This window comes from Rhodococcus sp. NJ-530 (assembly GCF_003860625.1).
GTDB classification, from domain to species: domain Bacteria; phylum Actinomycetota; class Actinomycetes; order Mycobacteriales; family Mycobacteriaceae; genus Rhodococcus_F; species Rhodococcus_F qingshengii.
The window spans coordinates 4,758,405-4,773,362 of record NZ_CP034152.1 but is presented as its reverse complement, the minus strand read 5'-3'; the positions used below and the strand labels follow the sequence as shown (position 1 = coordinate 4,773,362).

The window sequence follows — 14,958 nt, the reverse complement described above, 5'->3', positions numbered from 1 at the left end:
GTACTTCGGGAGCGCGTCAGCGGCGAGCCTCCAGCAATCGAAGCCAGACTTCACTGACCGTCGGATACGAGGGCACCGCATGCCAGAGAGTTTCCAGTGGTACGGCGCCGACGACCGCGATTGTCGCCGCATGCACCAGCTCGGATACTTCGGGCCCGGCGAAGGTAGCGCCGAGGATCACGTCGGTGGCCTTGTCGATCACCAACTTCGCGCGCCCCGAGTAGTCGTCGCGCAGCAGCGAAGATCCCGCGACTGCGAGTTCGATCTCCACGACTTCGACGTCGTAGCCGTCGTCGCGAGCTTTCTTCTCGGTGCGTCCCACCCAGGCGATTTCGGGTGAGGTGAACACCACCTGGGGGACCTGTCCATTGTCCGCCGACGCCGTGTACCGAGGTCCCCTGAGTCCGCGGCTCTCGGCCCGCGCGGCGATGACGTCTCCGCAGACTCTCGCCTGATACTTGCCCATGTGGGTGAGGGGAGAACGACCGTTGATGTCGCCGACGGCGTAGAGCCACTCACCTTGGGCACAGAGGTGATCGTCAGTGGTGACGTACTTGCCGTCCTCGAGGCCGATGACGGACAAGCCGAGATCGGCAGATGTCGGCCCGCGGCCCGCCGCGACGATGACCTCGTCGACTTCGATCACGCCGGACGATGTCTCGATGCTGACGGGTCCACCGTGGATGTGACCTTCGCCGGTGTCCTTGGCATCGGGGCGTGAGACCGAGTTGACGGCAGTGCTCAGTCGAACGTCCACACCGCGGGCACCGAGTGCTTCGGCCACCATCGTTCCGGCAAACGGTTCTGCTGATTTCAACAGAGCATCGCCCCTCACGAGCAACGTCACGTGAGCGCCGAACGACGACAACCACGTTGCGCACTCAGTTGCGACCACTCCGCCGCCGATGACCGCCACTCGCGACGGAACCTCGTGCAGGTTGGTGGCGTCGCGCGAGGTCCACGGGAGTGCCTCGCGCAATCCCGGTGTCTTCGGGACGGTGGCGGTCGTTCCCGTGGCGAGTACGACGGCACGGCGGGCACGGAGCTTACGGGTCCCGTCGACGGTCACTGCTCGCTCGCCGTCGATGACCCCGTGGCCTTTGATCACGGTGATGCCCGCGGAGGTTGCCCAGTCGACCTGGGACGAGTCGTCGTGGTTGTGGGTGAACGAGTCGCGCCGTTTCAGAACGGCATCGACGTCCAGCGGTCCGGCCGGGATCCCGGGCAAGGCGTCGGCCGCCTCGAGGACCTGCCCCGGGCGCAGTAGTGCCTTGCTGGGCATACAGGCCCAATACGAGCATTCACCGCCGACCAGTTCGTGTTCCACGATTGCGGCGGTGCGATTACTTCCGGCGATGGCGTATGCGGCGGCGTTCTCGCCGGCGGGTCCACCGCCGATCACGATGACATCGAATTCGTCGGTCATTGCTCCACGGTATGTCGGATCGGTCCGAGTTCGCTCGGTTACCGCCGGGTACGAGAACTCGATGATGGTTACAGTTGGACCCATGACGCGGCAGAAGATTTTGATCACCGGTGCCAGTTCGGGTCTGGGTGAGGAGATGGCCAGGAGATTCGCCGCGGCCGGTCGCGACCTCGCGTTGTGTGCCCGGCGGACGGATCGTCTCGACACGCTGCGTGGGGAGCTGGTGGCGCAGTACCCGTCGATCAGCGTCGCAGTGCGCGAACTCGATGTGACCGAACACGATTCCGTCGTCCGGGTTTTCGGTGAGCTGCGCGACGAGTTGGGTGGCCTGGACCGGGTGATCGTGAACGCCGGGCTCGGCAAGGGCGCCAAGATCGGAACCGGAAAAGCGCACGCGAATCTTGCAACAGCGCAGACGAATTTTGTCGGCGCGCTGTCGCAGTGTGAAGCTGCGCTCGAGATCTTCCGCGCGCAGGACTCCGGACACCTGGTTCTCGTGTCCTCGATAAGCGCGGATCGGGGGCTACCCGGGCCAAAAGCGGCCTATTCGGCGAGCAAGGCGGGAGTAGCGGCGCTGGGTGAGGCGCTCAGTATCGAGTTGGCGCGCACACCTATTCGGGTCACCACGCTGCTGCCGGGCTTCATCAAGACCGACATGTCCGCCGGCGCCGGCGACGACGCTGCGCTCATGGCCAGTCTGGACGAAGGCGTCAGTGCCATGGTCGACGCTATCGAGAAGGAAACCACCCGAGCGGCGCTACCCGGCCTCAAGTGGCAAGGGATAGATGCGGCCCTACGATTCCTGCCCAACTCCGTGACAGCGAGGTTTGTCTGATGAGCATCCACATCTCGAACGGTAAGCCCCGGGTAGTGATCGTCGGTGGCGGCTTCGGTGGACTGTATGCAGCGAGACGACTCAAGAAGGCTGACGTCGAGGTGGTTCTGATCGACCGAGGGACCAGCCACGTCTTCCAGCCCCTGCTCTACCAGTGCGCCACGGGTCTGCTCTCCGAAGGGCAGATCGCAAGTCCGCTGCGACATCTGCTCGAGGACAACAAGAACACGAACGTCGTTCTGGGCGAGGCCAAGTCGGTGGACGCCGACGCCGGGATACTGACTGCCAGTCGCTTCGACGGGTCGACCTTCGAATTGCCGTACGACTACCTGATCGTGGCGGCTGGAATGCGCCAGTCCTACCACGGCCAGGACGAGTTCATCAAATGGGCGCCCGGCATGAAAACCCTCGACGACGCTTTGGCGATCAGGCGCAGTCTCATTGCTGCGTTCGAGATGGCCGAATCGCTCCCGACTGCGGAAGAACGTCGACCGTGGCTGACATTCGCCGTGGCGGGCGGCGGACCCACCGGCGTCGAATTAGCCGGACAGATCCGCGAATTGGCGATGCACGCGCTCACCAACGAGTTCCGGTCCATCGACCCTGACGAGGCAAGGGTACTGCTCTTCCACGGCGACGATCGGGTGCTCCCTTCGTTCAGTCGCAAGCTCTCGGCCGCCGCCAAACGTACTCTCGACGGGATCGGCGTCGAGACTCACCTCGGCGTGCACGTCACCGACGTGTGCGAGACCAGCATCGAGACGACGGACAAGAAGACAAAAGAGAAGCGGCAGTACGAGACCCGCACGATTCTGTGGACCGCGGGCGTCGAAGCAGTGCCGTTCGCCGAGGCACTGGCCACGGCGCTGGGTGTGAAGCAGGTCGGCGGTGGCCGCATCGAGGTGGAAGCCGATCTGACCGTTCCCGGCCACCCGAACGTCTACGTGGTGGGCGACCTCATGTCGCGGGACAAACTTGCCGGGGTGGCCGAGGTCGCGATGCAGGGTGGTCGGCACGCCGGTGCCCGGATCGCTGCAACCGTGGAAAACGGAGTGCCCAGCCGAAAACCGTTCAAGTACCGCGATCTTGGAACCGCGGCCTACATTTCGCGACGCCACGCGTTGCTTCAGGCAGGGCCGGTCCAGTTGTCCGGGTTCATCGGATGGGTGTCATGGGGAATCATCCACATCGCGTTCCTCGCGGGGTTCCGCAATCGCGCCAGCACGGTGCTGAACTGGGGCGCAACCCTGGCGTCGAAGACGCGTCGGGAACGGGCAATCACGTACGGCGACCCCGAAACCGCTCGGCAGCCGTACAACTGAGGGTTACTCGGTCTTGAACACGGGGTTTCCGGCGGTGTCGATCATCCACCACAGGCTGCCGACGCTCTGTCCGAGCATGTCGCCGGGAACCTTGTCGTCGAGGTACCGATAGACGGGCTTGCCGTTGACGGTGATCTGGAAAGATCCTTCCGGCCCGTCGATGGTACCGATGACAGCGTCGATTCCTTCGACGATCGGCGAATCCGTGACCGAGGTGACCGCCGGCCAGTAACGCAGGCACGCTTCGTCGCACGACCCGGCTTGTGAGTTCTCCTCGTCCGGGTTGTAGACGTAGACGGTCATGCCTTCGCCGTCGACGGCGATCGTCCCGAGTGGGGAGTCGGCGGTCTTCAGCAGGGGTGCATCAGCGGCGGCGGGTGGCGACAGCGACGTCGAAATGGCAGTGACGTTGTCTGCGCTGTCCCCGGAATCGAGGGCGTCGGGCGAGCAACCGGTGAGGATCAGGGCGGTACTCGCAACTGTCGCGAACAACCACTGTCTGCGCATGACGTCTCCGTTCTGGGCGGGAGTGCTCGGGACAAGCAATCGGGGATACCCGTTGCGGACGAGCTGAAAACGCCGGGCGTCCGGATTCCTCGACAATAGCTCTGTTACAGAGCTATTGTGAGGTTGTGGATGGAAGCGGAGCAAATCTTGCGGATGACGTCCTGGAGACGCTCGGACAATTGCGCCGGGGCACGAGGAAGGCGTCGGGGCGGCCGTTTGCGGAACGACCGCTCGCCGGCGCCCAGATCGAACTCGTCAGGCTGCTACGACGCAACCCGGGTCTGTCGGTGGCCGAGGCTGCCGGGCGATTGGGTGTCGCGGCAAACACGGTGTCCACCTTGGTGCGGCAGCTCGTCGACGAGGGAGTGATCGAACGCGTTGCCGACGAGGCCGACCGCCGCGTCGCGCGATTGGTGCTCGCGGACGAGGCGCGCGCCCGCGTCGAGGTGTGGCGTGATCGCCGGAGCGTGATTGTCGGTCAGGCATTGTCGAGTCTGACCGGAGAAGACAGGGCGAGGATCGAGGCTGCGCTACCAGCCCTGTCGCGATTGGCGAGCGCTCTGGCAGCAGCCGGATCAGAAGGTGACGGGTAGTGAGATGCTGACACAGTGGTGGAAGAGCCGAGCGGCAGGTTCACCCGACCCCGGCGCACACGCGGTCGAGATCGACTCGGTTACATACAAGTTCGGCGACCACCGCGCGGTGGACAACCTGAGTCTGGTCATCAATGCGGGGGAGTGTTTCGGCCTGCTCGGTCCCAACGGCGCAGGAAAGACTACGACGATCAGGTTGCTCAACACGTTACTTCCTCTGCAAGACGGTGACATTCGGATTCTCGGTCGCTCAGTTCGTACCGAAGCGATGACCATTCGGCGCTACCTCGGGTACGTGCCACAACAGCTCTCGATCGAAAGCGCATTGACCGCACGCGAGAACGTGACCTGGTTCGCGCGACTGTACGACGTTCCGCGGTCCGAACGACGCGAGCGCGTCGACCAGGCGCTCGAGATGGTGGACCTACTCGATTCAGGTGATCGTCTGGCGTCGAGCTTCTCCGGCGGTATGGTGCGACGTCTCGAACTTGCGCAGGCGCTGGTGAACCGACCGTCGTTGCTGGTGCTCGACGAACCGACGGTGGGGCTGGATCCCATTGCCCGCGAATCCGTCTGGCAGCGAGTGGCGGAGATGCAGAAGCAGTACGGCATGACTGTGCTGCTCACGACGCACTACATGGAAGAAGCGGAGGAGTTGTGTGATCGTGTTGCGTTGATGCATCACGGTGAACTTCGTGCAGTGGGCGAGCCGAGCGCGTTGGCCGCCGAACTGGGGCCGGAGGCCACTCTCGAAGACGTGTTCCGTCACTACACCGGCGACGACCTCACCGGCGGCAAGTCAGGAGGTCTCCACGATGTCCGCAGTGCCCGTCGCACAGCGCGCCGCTTGGGCTGATCCCACTACCAACAGTCTTGCTCGATTGCTCTCGAGAATTCACACATTCTGCCTCGTGGAAGTTCAGAAGTTGCGGCACGACCGATCTGAATTGGTCACGCGCGCAATCCAGCCGATCCTCTGGTTGGTGATCTTCGGTCAGACGTTCAGTCATATCCGAGCGATCCCGACTGGCGACGTACCGTATCTCGACTTTCTCGCGCCGGGCATCATTGCGCAGTCCGCGCTTTTTGTTGCGATCTTCTACGGAATCCAGATCATCTGGGAGCGTGACGCGGGAGTCCTCACCAAACTCATGGTGACGCCGACGCCACGAGCCGCGCTGGTCACCGGAAAGGCATTTGCAGCCGGTATCCGTGCGGTCGCCCAGGCCGTGGTCGTAGTCGTTGTAGCGGCGCTGCTGGGCGTGAGCATGACGTGGAACCCGATCAAGCTGCTCGGCGTCGTGGCTGTCGTTGTCCTCGGCTCGGCGTTCTTCGCCTGTCTGTCGGTTGCGATCGCGGGGATCGTACTCAAACGAGATCGATTGATGGGCATCGGCCAGGCGATCACCATGCCGTTGTTCTTCGCGTCCAACGCTCTGTACCCGGTCGAACTCATGCCGACGTGGGTTCAGTGGCTCAGTCGCATCAATCCGCTGAGCTACGAGGTGTCAGCGCTGCGCGGTCTGCTGATCGGAATGCCGACCGACTACCTCGTCGACTTCGGCGTGCTGATCGGGGCCGCGCTGCTCGGAATCATCACCGCTTCGGCACTATTGGGCCGCTTGACTCGCTGATCTGACTCGCTGATCTTCGCTCCGGACTAGTCGCGAGTGAACGGTGGGGTGTAGGTGCTGCAATCCGGAGGGACGGCCGGGAGTCCTTCGGACGAGCGAAGTTTCTCCGCAATCGATGAGAGCAAGTCCTGCGATTCAGGGGAGAGATCGACCGCTTTTATGGCCAGAGAACGTAATTCGCTGTCGTGGAACTCCTCGACAACCGAACGGTCTTCTTCCGGAATCAGTTCGGGATCTTGGCGAGGTGTCGGGCCGAAGAAGTACTCTGCTGCCACGCCGAAGTAATCGGCCAATGCCAAAACGACTTGCTCCGATGGATTCGTGCGCACACCGCTCCGGAGTTGCGAGAGGTACGGTGTCGAAATCTTGCATCCACGTTGCGAAAGGGCTTCCACAACTTGTGCGTTGGTGAGTCTCGGTGCTGTGGCCGGGTACAAGGCGTTCAAACGGTCCTTGAATGAATCGGTCACAATTCCTCCCTCGAGCGTGACCCAGCGTCACAGCTACTTCGCAGTTTTCACATAGTAGACGACACGGTTATTCTGGACTCTGGTCGAAAGTCCTTTCACCTGCGGATATTTGGCGCAGAAAAATTCCAAAGACTTTGTAAAGTATGTGATTTTCGCCGCGTACTGACCGTTCGTTTTGCCAAGGTGTACGGCGGTAGCGTATAAGCCGAACGGTGGTGGTTACGCCATTGTGCTGCAGGTTCTTTCAGCCGGTCCTATCCATTTTGTGTCGATGCATTCCTGCTCGGTCTGTAACGTGCGAAGCGCTGCCGCCGGGCACCGGGCGTCGTCGTGCCGGCGGTTGGCGCGCCGCGTGTTCGGGACTTCTTCTCGGTGCTCTGCTCGACGCTCGCGCGCAGTGGTGGGCCCGTGTTTTGCTGCACTCGAGAGTGAGCGCTCAGGTGTGTCCACCTGCGAAAGTGACGCGCATTGAAAGCGGCCGATTGGTATGTCATCGACGTTGGAACACAGTGCTTCTCGTCGGTCCCCACTTTTTCATGCGGTGACATAAGGTTCATGCGGTGACATCAGCGCCGCCCGGGCGTGTTGCTGCGGCGGACCGGGCTCGAAGCGCAGCCGGCCGGCCAGACATGTCGAGCGTCGACTCTGCGTCTTTCGGATCGGAATTGCCCGCTGCGCCAGTAGTAGTCGACGTCGTCGCAGTCAGGTGCATGTCAGAACCATGTGGAGGATTACACGTCTTGCACACGGAGGGCGACAGTCCGGGCGGCAATTCTGTCGCACAGATCTACCATCCAGTCCCGCCGTGCGCTGCTTCAACCTGCGGCATGTGTGCCTCGGCCTCGGAAGCGCTTTATGGCACGGGGGTTGCTGACCGGCGCATACTGGTTACAACACAGTGTGTTCGAAGGGCAGGACTGACATGGTCAGTGTCGAGAAGTGGGCGATGTGGGATTCCGCCGTGGAGGTGGACGTCACCGAGGGCGCTGCGCTGCCTACTGCGCACGCGTTGATCGCAGCTGCCATCGACGAAACCGAAGCGGTCTGCGACCTTCGCCGGGGAGACGCCGAGATTCACGCCGTCAACCTCGCTCAGGGAACTCCGGTCAAAGTGACACGACGTATGTCGGCTCTGCTGCGGTCTGCGCTGTGGGCTGCCCGTATGACCGGCGGTGCAGTCAATCCGCTTGCCGACAACTACTCCGAGGACGAATCCATCCCTCCGGTGCACCCGACCCCGACGTTCGAGGACGTACAGCTCGACGGAGACGTGGTGTACGCGCCCTGGGGTGCGTCGTTCGACATCACCGGAGTTGCCAAGGCCGACACCGTCGATCGCGCCGCGCAGATCGTCGCCGCCGAATTACAATGCGGCGTTGCTGTGCGGATCGGCGACGTGATCGCCACGGCCGGCCATGCACCGGCTGGTGGCTGGCAGATTCCGGTGCCGGACAGCGAAGAAGTCGAACTGATCAACGGAACCGCGATGGCGACGGCGCGGGCGCTGGAGCTGCCCTCCTGGGAGCCGAACCAGGAGCGGCCCTCCACGGAATGGGCACAGGTCTCGGTGATTGCTGACGACGCGGTGTGGGCGTACGCCGCGAGCGAAGCTGCGTTGATCCGGGGGATAAGCGCCATCAAATGGGTTGAACAGCAAGAGCTTCGGGCTCGGCTCGTCGACCGATCCGGACGCGTGTACACAACGGAAAGTTGGTTCGGCCCGGCGGCCGCGTGAGTCAGGCCCGTCCGCGCTCTCTGCGGTACCACTGCACCAGAGCATCTGTGGATGTGTCGCCGAGGTCGCCGGGTGTTGCTTCGGAAGAGAGCGCAGGCCCCAGTTCCATGGCTTGTGTCTTGCCGAGTTCGACGCCCCACTGATCGAACGGATTGACACCCCAGACAGCACCTTCGACAAATACCTGGTGCTCGTAAAGTGCGATCAGCTGACCGACGACCGAGGGGGTCAGCTCCTTCGCCAAGATAGTGCTCGACGGTCGGTTGCCTGGCATCACCTTGTGTGGCACCAGCTCCGGAGCAGTGCCCTCTGACGCGATTTCTTCGGCAGTCTTCCCGAACGCGAGAACCTTTGTCTGAGCGAAGAAGTTACTCATGAGCAGATCGTGCATTGATCCCGTGCCGTCCGCAGTAGGCAGATCGTCGGTGGATTCCGCGAACCCGATGAAATCGGCAGGCACCAGCCAGGTGCCCTGATGCAGGAGTTGGTAGAAGGCGTGTTGGCCGTTGGTTCCGGGCTCGCCCCAGAAGATCTCACCGGTGGACGTGGTCACCGGTGAGCCGTCGGCGCGAACCGATTTGCCGTTGGACTCCATGGTCAGCTGCTGCAGGTAGGCGGGAAAGCGCAGCAAGTCGTTGGAGTAGGGCAGCACTGCGCGGGACTGTGCGCCGAAGAAGTTGGAATACCAGAGCCCGATGAGGCCGAGGAGGACCGGCGCGTTCTGCTCGAGCGGTTGGTTTCGGAAGTGCGTGTCGATCTGGTGGAAACCGTCGAGGAACTCCGCAAAGCGAAGCGGTCCGACGGCACACATGACCGACAAGCCGATCGCCGAGTCGACGGAGTAGCGCCCGCCGACCCAATCCCAGAACCCGAACATGTTCGCGGTGTCGATGCCGAACTCCGCCACACGGTCACCGTGGGTGGAGACTGCGACGAAATGCTTGGCTACGGCCGAGACGTCTTCGCTGCCCAGACCGGCGAACAGCCAACGCTTTGCCGCTGTCGCGTTGGTGAGGGTCTCGAGGGTGGAGAACGTCTTGGATGCGACGATGAAGAGCGTCGTCTCCGGATCGAGGTCGTCGAGCTGCCCGACCAGGTCGACAGGGTCGATGTTGGAGACGAACCGGACGCTGATTCCGGCGTCGGCGTAATGCCGTAGTGCGCGGTAGACCATCACCGGCCCGAGGTCGGAACCGCCGATGCCGATGTTGACGATGGTGCGGATGCGCTTGCCGGTAGCTCCGGTCCACTCGCCGCTGCGCACACGATCGGCAAAAGCGCCCATCGCGTCCAGAACTTCGTGAACGTCCGCGACGACGTCTTGACCGTCGACGGTCAGAGCAGAATCCTTGGGCAGACGCAGCGCTGTGTGCAGTACGGCGCGGTCTTCGGAAGTGTTGATGTGATCGCCCGCGAACATCGCGTCGCGTCGTGCCTCGACGCCGGCCTCGCGGGCCAGGTCGACGAGCAGCGCGAGAGTCTCGCGGCTGACGCGATGCTTGCTGTAGTCGATGTGAAGATCACCGGCGTCGATCGTCAGCTCTCGCCCGCGGGCTGGATCGTCCTGGAAGAGTTCTCGCAGGTGAACGCCTTCGATGTCGGCGTAATGAGCGCGCAGTTTCTGCCAGGCTGAGGTTCCGGTGATGTCAGTGCTCACGATCATCGACTTTAGTGGCACAAGCTGGAAACTTCCGCGTGAGTCTCGCTCGCGGGCAGACGGACGCGGCTCCGACGAGCATCATGGAACCCATGGACACATTCGAATTCATTCGATCAGTTCCCACCCAGTTGTTCGTCGGCGGTCGGTTCGTGCCCGCGGAGAACAACGCGACCTTCCCGGTGGCGGATCCGGCGACCGGGAAATCGTTGACCGATGTCGCCGATGCGAGCCCCGCGGACGCGCTGCGCGCTCTCGACGAAGCCGTCGCCGTCTCGTCGAAGTGGGCGAGCACACCTGCGCGCGAGCGTGGTGAAATCCTGCGAGCCGTCTTCGAGAAGATCACCGAGCGAGCCGAGGACGTGGCGCTGCTGATGACCCTCGAAATGGGCAAGGCACTCGCCGAAAGTCGCGCCGAGGTGAAGTACGGGGCTGAGTTCTTCCGGTGGTTCAGCGAGGAGGCCGTTCGCATCGGCGGGCGCTACACGCCGGCGCCGGCGGGCAACGGCCGGATCCTTGTCACCAAGGCGCCGGTCGGACCGTGTCTGGCCATCACTCCCTGGAATTTCCCGTTGGCGATGGGTACCCGCAAGATCGGCCCGGCGTTGGCCGCCGGCTGCACGATCATCGTCAAGCCCGCCTCGGAGACCCCGTTGACGATGTTGTTGCTTGCTCAGCTCATGGCCGAAGCCGGGTTGCCCGACGGAGTCCTCTCGGTGTTGCCGACATCGAAATCCGGTGAAGTGACCGGCCCTCTCATCGACGACCCTCGACTGCGCAAGCTCACCTTCACCGGGTCCACCGGCGTCGGCAAGATGCTGGTGGAGAAGTCCGCGAAGCGATTGCTCCGCACGTCGATGGAATTGGGTGGCAACGCACCCTTCGTGGTGTTCGACGACGCGGACGTCGACAAGGCAGTCGAGGGCGCGGTACTGGCGAAGCTTCGCAACGGAGGCGAAGCATGCACCGCCGCCAACCGGTTCCACGTCGCCAACGCCGTGCGTGAAGAGTTCACGACCAAGCTGACCGAGAAGATGGCGACTTTCACGATGGGACCCGGTACCGACCCGGAGACGAAGCTCGGCCCGCTGATCAACCAGAACCAACTCGACACGGTCGCGGAGTTGGTTGCAGATGCGGTGGATGCCGGGGCGAAGGTGCGACTGGGCGGCGAAGCGCCGGGTGGTGAAGGGTACTTCTATCCAGCCACGGTGTTGGCAGACGTTCCGGCCAGCGCGCGGATTCTGAAAGAAGAGGTGTTCGGACCCGTCGCCGCGATCACCGGCTTCGACACCGAAGCCGAGGGAATCGCAGCCGCCAACGACACCGAGTTCGGACTGGCCGCGTACATCTTCACGAGGGATCTCGACCGTGCGCTTCGGGTTTCCGACGCACTGGAATCAGGAATGATCGGCGTCAACCGCGGAGTGATCTCGGACGCGGCAGCGCCGTTCGGTGGCGTGAAGGAATCCGGATTCGGCCGCGAGGGCGGGACCGAGGGGATCGAGGAATACCTGAACACGAAGTACATCGCGCTCGAGAGCTGATACACACGCGAACGGCCACATCGGGACTGCCAGAGGCATCCGATGTGGCCGTTCGCAAGTGATCTGGGTGTGCGCTAGTGGCCCAGGCGTCCGCGGCCCAGGCGCAGGAGCAGCATCGCGAGAGTGTGGCCTTCCTGGCCCAGCTCGTTGAATCGTTCGAGGACCTTCATCTCGCGGCTGTGCACCAGACGCGGACCACCCGATGCCATCCGGGTACGGCCGATGATCTGGGAGACCTCGGAGCGGCGTTTGATGGCCGCGAGGATCTCGGCGTCGAGACGGTCGATTTCTTTCCGTAGTTCGTCGATCTCCGCCTCACTCTGGGGGATCTCGACGTCTGTCGGAGCAGTTTTTACAGTATCGACAGTATTTCCATGGGGGGCTGCAGCCTGGGTGCTCATTGCTATTCGTCTCCTCTTCCTACTGCGTGGATCGTGGTCTCGGCTCGGGTCGTTACCGATCCAGGCACACTGACGAAAATGCCCCGGATCCGATTCGGACCAGGGGCGGGTGAGCTGTTCAGATCACGTGCACCGAGGTCCGGGGCACGTAAAGTAACGCCACAGCGGGCCGACGGGGTCGGCCTTGTTGTCGCGAACGGAAATGCTGAACATAGCGTCCAGTTTGCCATGCTCGACACAGGTAATCCAAGTGCCTCTACCAGCAGGTGGACGCACTGACGACCGTGTCGGTGGACGCCGGTAGCGTGGACAGGCGATGAACACGTACCCAGCACTCGGTGAGCACGACGGACATTCCCAGCACGACGGGGGCGGCGCGCGGGGACACGACGCGGGTTCGGACGCCCTCCTCGAGGGTCTCAACCCGCAACAGCGCGAGGCCGTGGTCCATGCTGGTTCGCCGTTGCTGATAGTCGCGGGAGCCGGCTCGGGCAAGACTGCAGTGCTGACGCGTCGCATCGCCTATCTGTTGGCCGAACGGGGTGTCACCCCCGGTCAGATCCTGGCCATCACGTTCACCAACAAGGCTGCGGCCGAGATGCGCGAGCGTGTGGCAGCTCTTGTCGGACCGCGTGCCAACGCCATGTGGGTATCGACGTTCCACTCCAGTTGCGTGCGGATCCTGCGAGCACAGGCGGCGCTCCTACCCGGTTTGAACTCGAATTTCTCGATCTACGATTCCGACGATTCGCGTCGACTGCTGACGATGATCTCGAAGGACCTCGAGCTCGACACCAAACGATTCTCCGCGCGCCTTCTCGCCACTCACATCTCCAACCTGAAGAACGAACTCGTCGGACCGGAAGAGGCGGTTGTCGCAGCCGATCAGGATCCGGCCGAACTTCCGCGACTGATCGCCAAGGTCTACGGCCACTACCAACAGCGGCTGCGTGCGGCGAACGCACTCGACTTCGACGATCTCATCGGTGAGACCGTCGCGCTTCTTCAGGCGTTTCCACAGATAGCCGAGTACTACCGCCGCCGCTTCCGTCACGTGCTCGTCGACGAGTACCAGGACACCAACCACGCGCAGTACATGCTTGTGCGTGAACTGGTCGGCGGTGCCGGCGAGTCCGACCACGCCGTTGCCCCGGCCGAACTGTGCGTCGTCGGTGACGCCGATCAGTCGATCTACGCATTCCGCGGAGCCACTATCCGCAACATCGAAGAGTTCGAACGCGACTACCCGGATGCTCGGACCATCCTTCTCGAACAGAACTACCGTTCGACGCAGAACATTCTGTCTGCGGCCAACTCCGTGATTTCCAAGAACACCGGTCGACGAGAAAAGCGTCTGTGGACCGATTCGGGTGAAGGCGAACTGATCGTCGGCTACGTTGCAGACAACGAGCACGACGAAGCATCGTTTGTCGCCTCGGAGATCGATCGGCTGGTGGACCAGGGCGAGACCAAGTTCGCCGACATCGCGGTGTTCTACCGGACCAACAACTCCTCGCGCGCGCTCGAGGAGATCTTCATTCGACTCGGAGTGCCGTACAAGGTGGTCGGCGGCGTTCGCTTCTACGAGCGCAAGGAAGTTCGGGACATCGTCGCGTATCTGCGCGTCCTCGCCAACGAGGACGACACCGTGAGCCTGCGACGCATTCTCAACACGCCCCGACGCGGTATCGGTGATCGAGCCGAAGCCTGCGTCGCCGTGCACTCCGAGCATCGCAACATCAGCTTCGCCGCCGCTCTCCGTGACGGCGCGGAAGGCAAAGTGGCGCTGCTCAATACGCGGTCACAGAAGGCCATCGCGTCGTTCCTCGAGATGATGGACGGGCTGCGGGCCCTGCTACCGACAGCGGCCGCCGACGAGGACGAACCGTTCGAGCTCGGTGACATCGGTGAGGTTGCCGAGGCGGTGCTCGAGCGCACCGGCTACCGCGCCGAGCTTGCGGCGAGCAGCGATCCGCAGGATGGCGCGCGACTCGACAACTTGAACGAACTCGTCAGCGTGGCAAGGGAATTCAGTTCCGACGCGCGAAACGCGGCCGGGCTGATCGATCCGGACGACGAGGAAACCGCAGCAATGCGTGAAGGTGAACCCGATCCGGGTTCGCTTGCCGCCTTCCTCGAACGGGTATCGCTTGTCGCCGACGCCGATCAACTGCCGGACTCCGACGACGGCGTCGTGACCATGATGACGCTTCACACCGCCAAGGGCCTCGAGTTCCCGGTCGTCTTCGTCACCGGTTGGGAGGACGGGCAGTTCCCGCACATGCGCGCCCTCGGCGATCCGGCGGAGCTGTCCGAAGAGCGTCGACTTGCTTACGTCGGCATCACCCGTGCCAGGCAGCGCCTGTACCTGACGCGCGCGATCATGCGTTCGGCGTGGGGGCAACCGATCCAGAACCCGGCGTCGCGGTTCATCCAGGAGATCCCGGAGGACCTGATCAACTGGCGTCGTGAGGATCCGGGCACCGGTGGCGGATTCGGAAGCGGCAGGCCGGGTTACGGCAGCGGAAGCCGCTACGGCAGCCAGGGCGGCCAGGGATACGGCGGCGGGCAGAACTACGGGGGAGGGTCCGGCAAGGCCGCGTCGACTCCCAGTTTCGGTGCCGCGCGTGGCCGCAACAACGTTCTGGTCCTCGCCACGGGTGACCGCGTCAGTCACGACAAGTACGGTCTGGGCACCGTGTTGGAAACCAAGGGCACTGGCCCCACCGCGACGGTCACCATCGACTTCGGTAGCGCGGGCAAGGTGCGGTTGATGCTCATCGGCGGTGTGCCGATGGTCAAGCTGTAGAAGACAGGCAAAAACTTCCGGC

14 protein-coding genes are annotated in these 14,958 nt (G+C 63.2%); 8 read left to right on the top strand and 6 right to left on the bottom strand.

Annotated features, from left to right (window positions below; translation table 11 throughout):
• Nucleotides 1–16: 16 nt before the first annotated feature.
• The gene (locus EHW12_RS22080; RefSeq protein ID WP_030534884.1) at nucleotides 17–1,426 is read right to left on the bottom strand and encodes an NAD(P)/FAD-dependent oxidoreductase; all 1,410 of its coding nucleotides are present in this window, start codon (nucleotides 1,424–1,426) and stop codon (nucleotides 17–19) included.
• A gap of 82 nt (nucleotides 1,427–1,508) precedes the next feature.
• Here EHW12_RS22080 and EHW12_RS22075 point away from each other — a divergent pair, with 82 nt between their 5' ends.
• Both EHW12_RS22075 and EHW12_RS22070 read left to right on the top strand, forming a co-directional pair.
• Entirely contained in the window at nucleotides 1,509–2,261 is a 753-nt protein-coding gene (locus EHW12_RS22075) for an SDR family oxidoreductase (RefSeq protein ID WP_007727631.1), read from the top strand.
• The gene (locus EHW12_RS22070; RefSeq protein WP_003946361.1) at nucleotides 2,261–3,583 is read left to right on the top strand and encodes an NAD(P)/FAD-dependent oxidoreductase; all 1,323 of its coding nucleotides are present in this window, start codon (nucleotides 2,261–2,263) and stop codon (nucleotides 3,581–3,583) included. The genes EHW12_RS22075 and EHW12_RS22070 overlap by 1 nt, the downstream gene beginning before the upstream one ends.
• 3 nt (nucleotides 3,584–3,586) lie before the next feature.
• Here EHW12_RS22070 and EHW12_RS22065 read toward each other — a convergent pair whose 3' ends face one another.
• Nucleotides 3,587–4,090, bottom strand: a complete 504-nt coding sequence (locus EHW12_RS22065; RefSeq protein ID WP_007727629.1) for a hypothetical protein — start codon at nucleotides 4,088–4,090, stop codon at nucleotides 3,587–3,589.
• Nucleotides 4,091–4,215: 125 nt separating this feature from the next.
• Here EHW12_RS22065 and EHW12_RS22060 point away from each other — a divergent pair, with 125 nt between their 5' ends.
• Genes EHW12_RS22060 through EHW12_RS22050 form a run of 3 tightly spaced genes read left to right on the top strand, consistent with a single transcriptional unit; the run spans nucleotide 4,216 to nucleotide 6,317 of the window.
• Nucleotides 4,216–4,683, top strand: coding sequence for a MarR family transcriptional regulator (locus EHW12_RS22060; protein ID WP_064443897.1), 468 nt, complete (start codon nucleotides 4,216–4,218; stop codon nucleotides 4,681–4,683).
• A gap of 4 nt (nucleotides 4,684–4,687) precedes the next feature.
• Nucleotides 4,688–5,539: an ATP-binding cassette domain-containing protein gene (locus EHW12_RS22055; protein WP_064444233.1), complete on the top strand. Its 852-nt coding sequence runs from the start codon at nucleotides 4,688–4,690 to the stop codon at nucleotides 5,537–5,539.
• Nucleotides 5,499–6,317 carry an ABC transporter permease gene (locus EHW12_RS22050; RefSeq protein ID WP_125051766.1) on the top strand — a complete coding sequence of 273 codons (819 nt, stop codon included), beginning with the start codon at nucleotides 5,499–5,501 and terminating at the stop codon, nucleotides 6,315–6,317. Before EHW12_RS22055 ends, EHW12_RS22050 begins: the two co-directional genes overlap by 41 nt.
• Nucleotides 6,318–6,343: 26 nt before the next feature.
• On the opposite strand, the gene EHW12_RS22045 is transcribed toward EHW12_RS22050, so the two are convergent.
• Complete coding sequence (locus EHW12_RS22045) at nucleotides 6,344–6,787, bottom strand: helix-turn-helix transcriptional regulator (RefSeq protein ID WP_003946341.1); 444 nt, start codon at nucleotides 6,785–6,787, stop codon at nucleotides 6,344–6,346.
• A 553-nt stretch (nucleotides 6,788–7,340) separates the two neighbouring features.
• On the bottom strand, nucleotides 7,341–7,499 hold the full coding sequence (locus EHW12_RS34730) for a hypothetical protein (RefSeq protein WP_155277906.1): 159 nt from the start codon (nucleotides 7,497–7,499) through the stop codon (nucleotides 7,341–7,343).
• Nucleotides 7,500–7,709: 210 nt separating this feature from the next.
• Between EHW12_RS34730 and EHW12_RS22040 the strand changes: the two genes are divergently transcribed.
• The gene (locus tag EHW12_RS22040) at nucleotides 7,710–8,522 is read left to right on the top strand and encodes an FAD:protein FMN transferase (protein ID WP_007727618.1); all 813 of its coding nucleotides are present in this window, start codon (nucleotides 7,710–7,712) and stop codon (nucleotides 8,520–8,522) included.
• 1 nt (nucleotide 8,523) lies between these two features.
• Here the strand turns inward: EHW12_RS22040 and pgi are convergent, their stop codons facing one another.
• Nucleotides 8,524–10,179, bottom strand: coding sequence for a glucose-6-phosphate isomerase (gene pgi, locus EHW12_RS22035; protein ID WP_125051764.1), 1,656 nt, complete (start codon nucleotides 10,177–10,179; stop codon nucleotides 8,524–8,526).
• Nucleotides 10,180–10,271: 92 nt separating this feature from the next.
• Here pgi and EHW12_RS22030 point away from each other — a divergent pair, with 92 nt between their 5' ends.
• Nucleotides 10,272–11,726 carry an NAD-dependent succinate-semialdehyde dehydrogenase gene (locus tag EHW12_RS22030; protein WP_007727613.1) on the top strand — a complete coding sequence of 485 codons (1,455 nt, stop codon included), beginning with the start codon at nucleotides 10,272–10,274 and terminating at the stop codon, nucleotides 11,724–11,726.
• 74 nt (nucleotides 11,727–11,800) lie between these two features.
• Here the strand turns inward: EHW12_RS22030 and EHW12_RS22025 are convergent, their stop codons facing one another.
• Nucleotides 11,801–12,127, bottom strand: a complete 327-nt coding sequence (locus EHW12_RS22025; RefSeq protein ID WP_003946362.1) for a chorismate mutase — start codon at nucleotides 12,125–12,127, stop codon at nucleotides 11,801–11,803.
• A 316-nt stretch (nucleotides 12,128–12,443) separates the two neighbouring features.
• Here EHW12_RS22025 and pcrA point away from each other — a divergent pair, with 316 nt between their 5' ends.
• On the top strand, nucleotides 12,444–14,936 hold the full coding sequence (gene pcrA, locus EHW12_RS22020; protein ID WP_003946394.1) for a DNA helicase PcrA: 2,493 nt from the start codon (nucleotides 12,444–12,446) through the stop codon (nucleotides 14,934–14,936).
• Nucleotides 14,937–14,958: the final 22 nt, after the last annotated feature.

Coding starts and splice junctions, on each gene's coding strand:
- EHW12_RS22025 (WP_003946362.1), bottom strand. CDS start 12,127: ATGAGCACCCAGGCTGCAGCCCCCCATGGAAATACTGTCGATACTGTA.
- EHW12_RS22040 (WP_007727618.1), top strand. CDS start 7,710: ATGGTCAGTGTCGAGAAGTGGGCGATGTGGGATTCCGCCGTGGAGGTG.
- EHW12_RS22070 (WP_003946361.1), top strand. CDS start 2,261: ATGAGCATCCACATCTCGAACGGTAAGCCCCGGGTAGTGATCGTCGGT.
- EHW12_RS34730 (WP_155277906.1), bottom strand. CDS start 7,499: ATGCACCTGACTGCGACGACGTCGACTACTACTGGCGCAGCGGGCAAT.
- EHW12_RS22065 (WP_007727629.1), bottom strand. CDS start 4,090: ATGCGCAGACAGTGGTTGTTCGCGACAGTTGCGAGTACCGCCCTGATC.
- EHW12_RS22055 (WP_064444233.1), top strand. CDS start 4,688: ATGCTGACACAGTGGTGGAAGAGCCGAGCGGCAGGTTCACCCGACCCC.
- pcrA (WP_003946394.1), top strand. CDS start 12,444: ATGAACACGTACCCAGCACTCGGTGAGCACGACGGACATTCCCAGCAC.
- EHW12_RS22080 (WP_030534884.1), bottom strand. CDS start 1,426: ATGACCGACGAATTCGATGTCATCGTGATCGGCGGTGGACCCGCCGGC.
- EHW12_RS22050 (WP_125051766.1), top strand. CDS start 5,499: ATGTCCGCAGTGCCCGTCGCACAGCGCGCCGCTTGGGCTGATCCCACT.
- EHW12_RS22030 (WP_007727613.1), top strand. CDS start 10,272: ATGGACACATTCGAATTCATTCGATCAGTTCCCACCCAGTTGTTCGTC.
- EHW12_RS22075 (WP_007727631.1), top strand. CDS start 1,509: ATGACGCGGCAGAAGATTTTGATCACCGGTGCCAGTTCGGGTCTGGGT.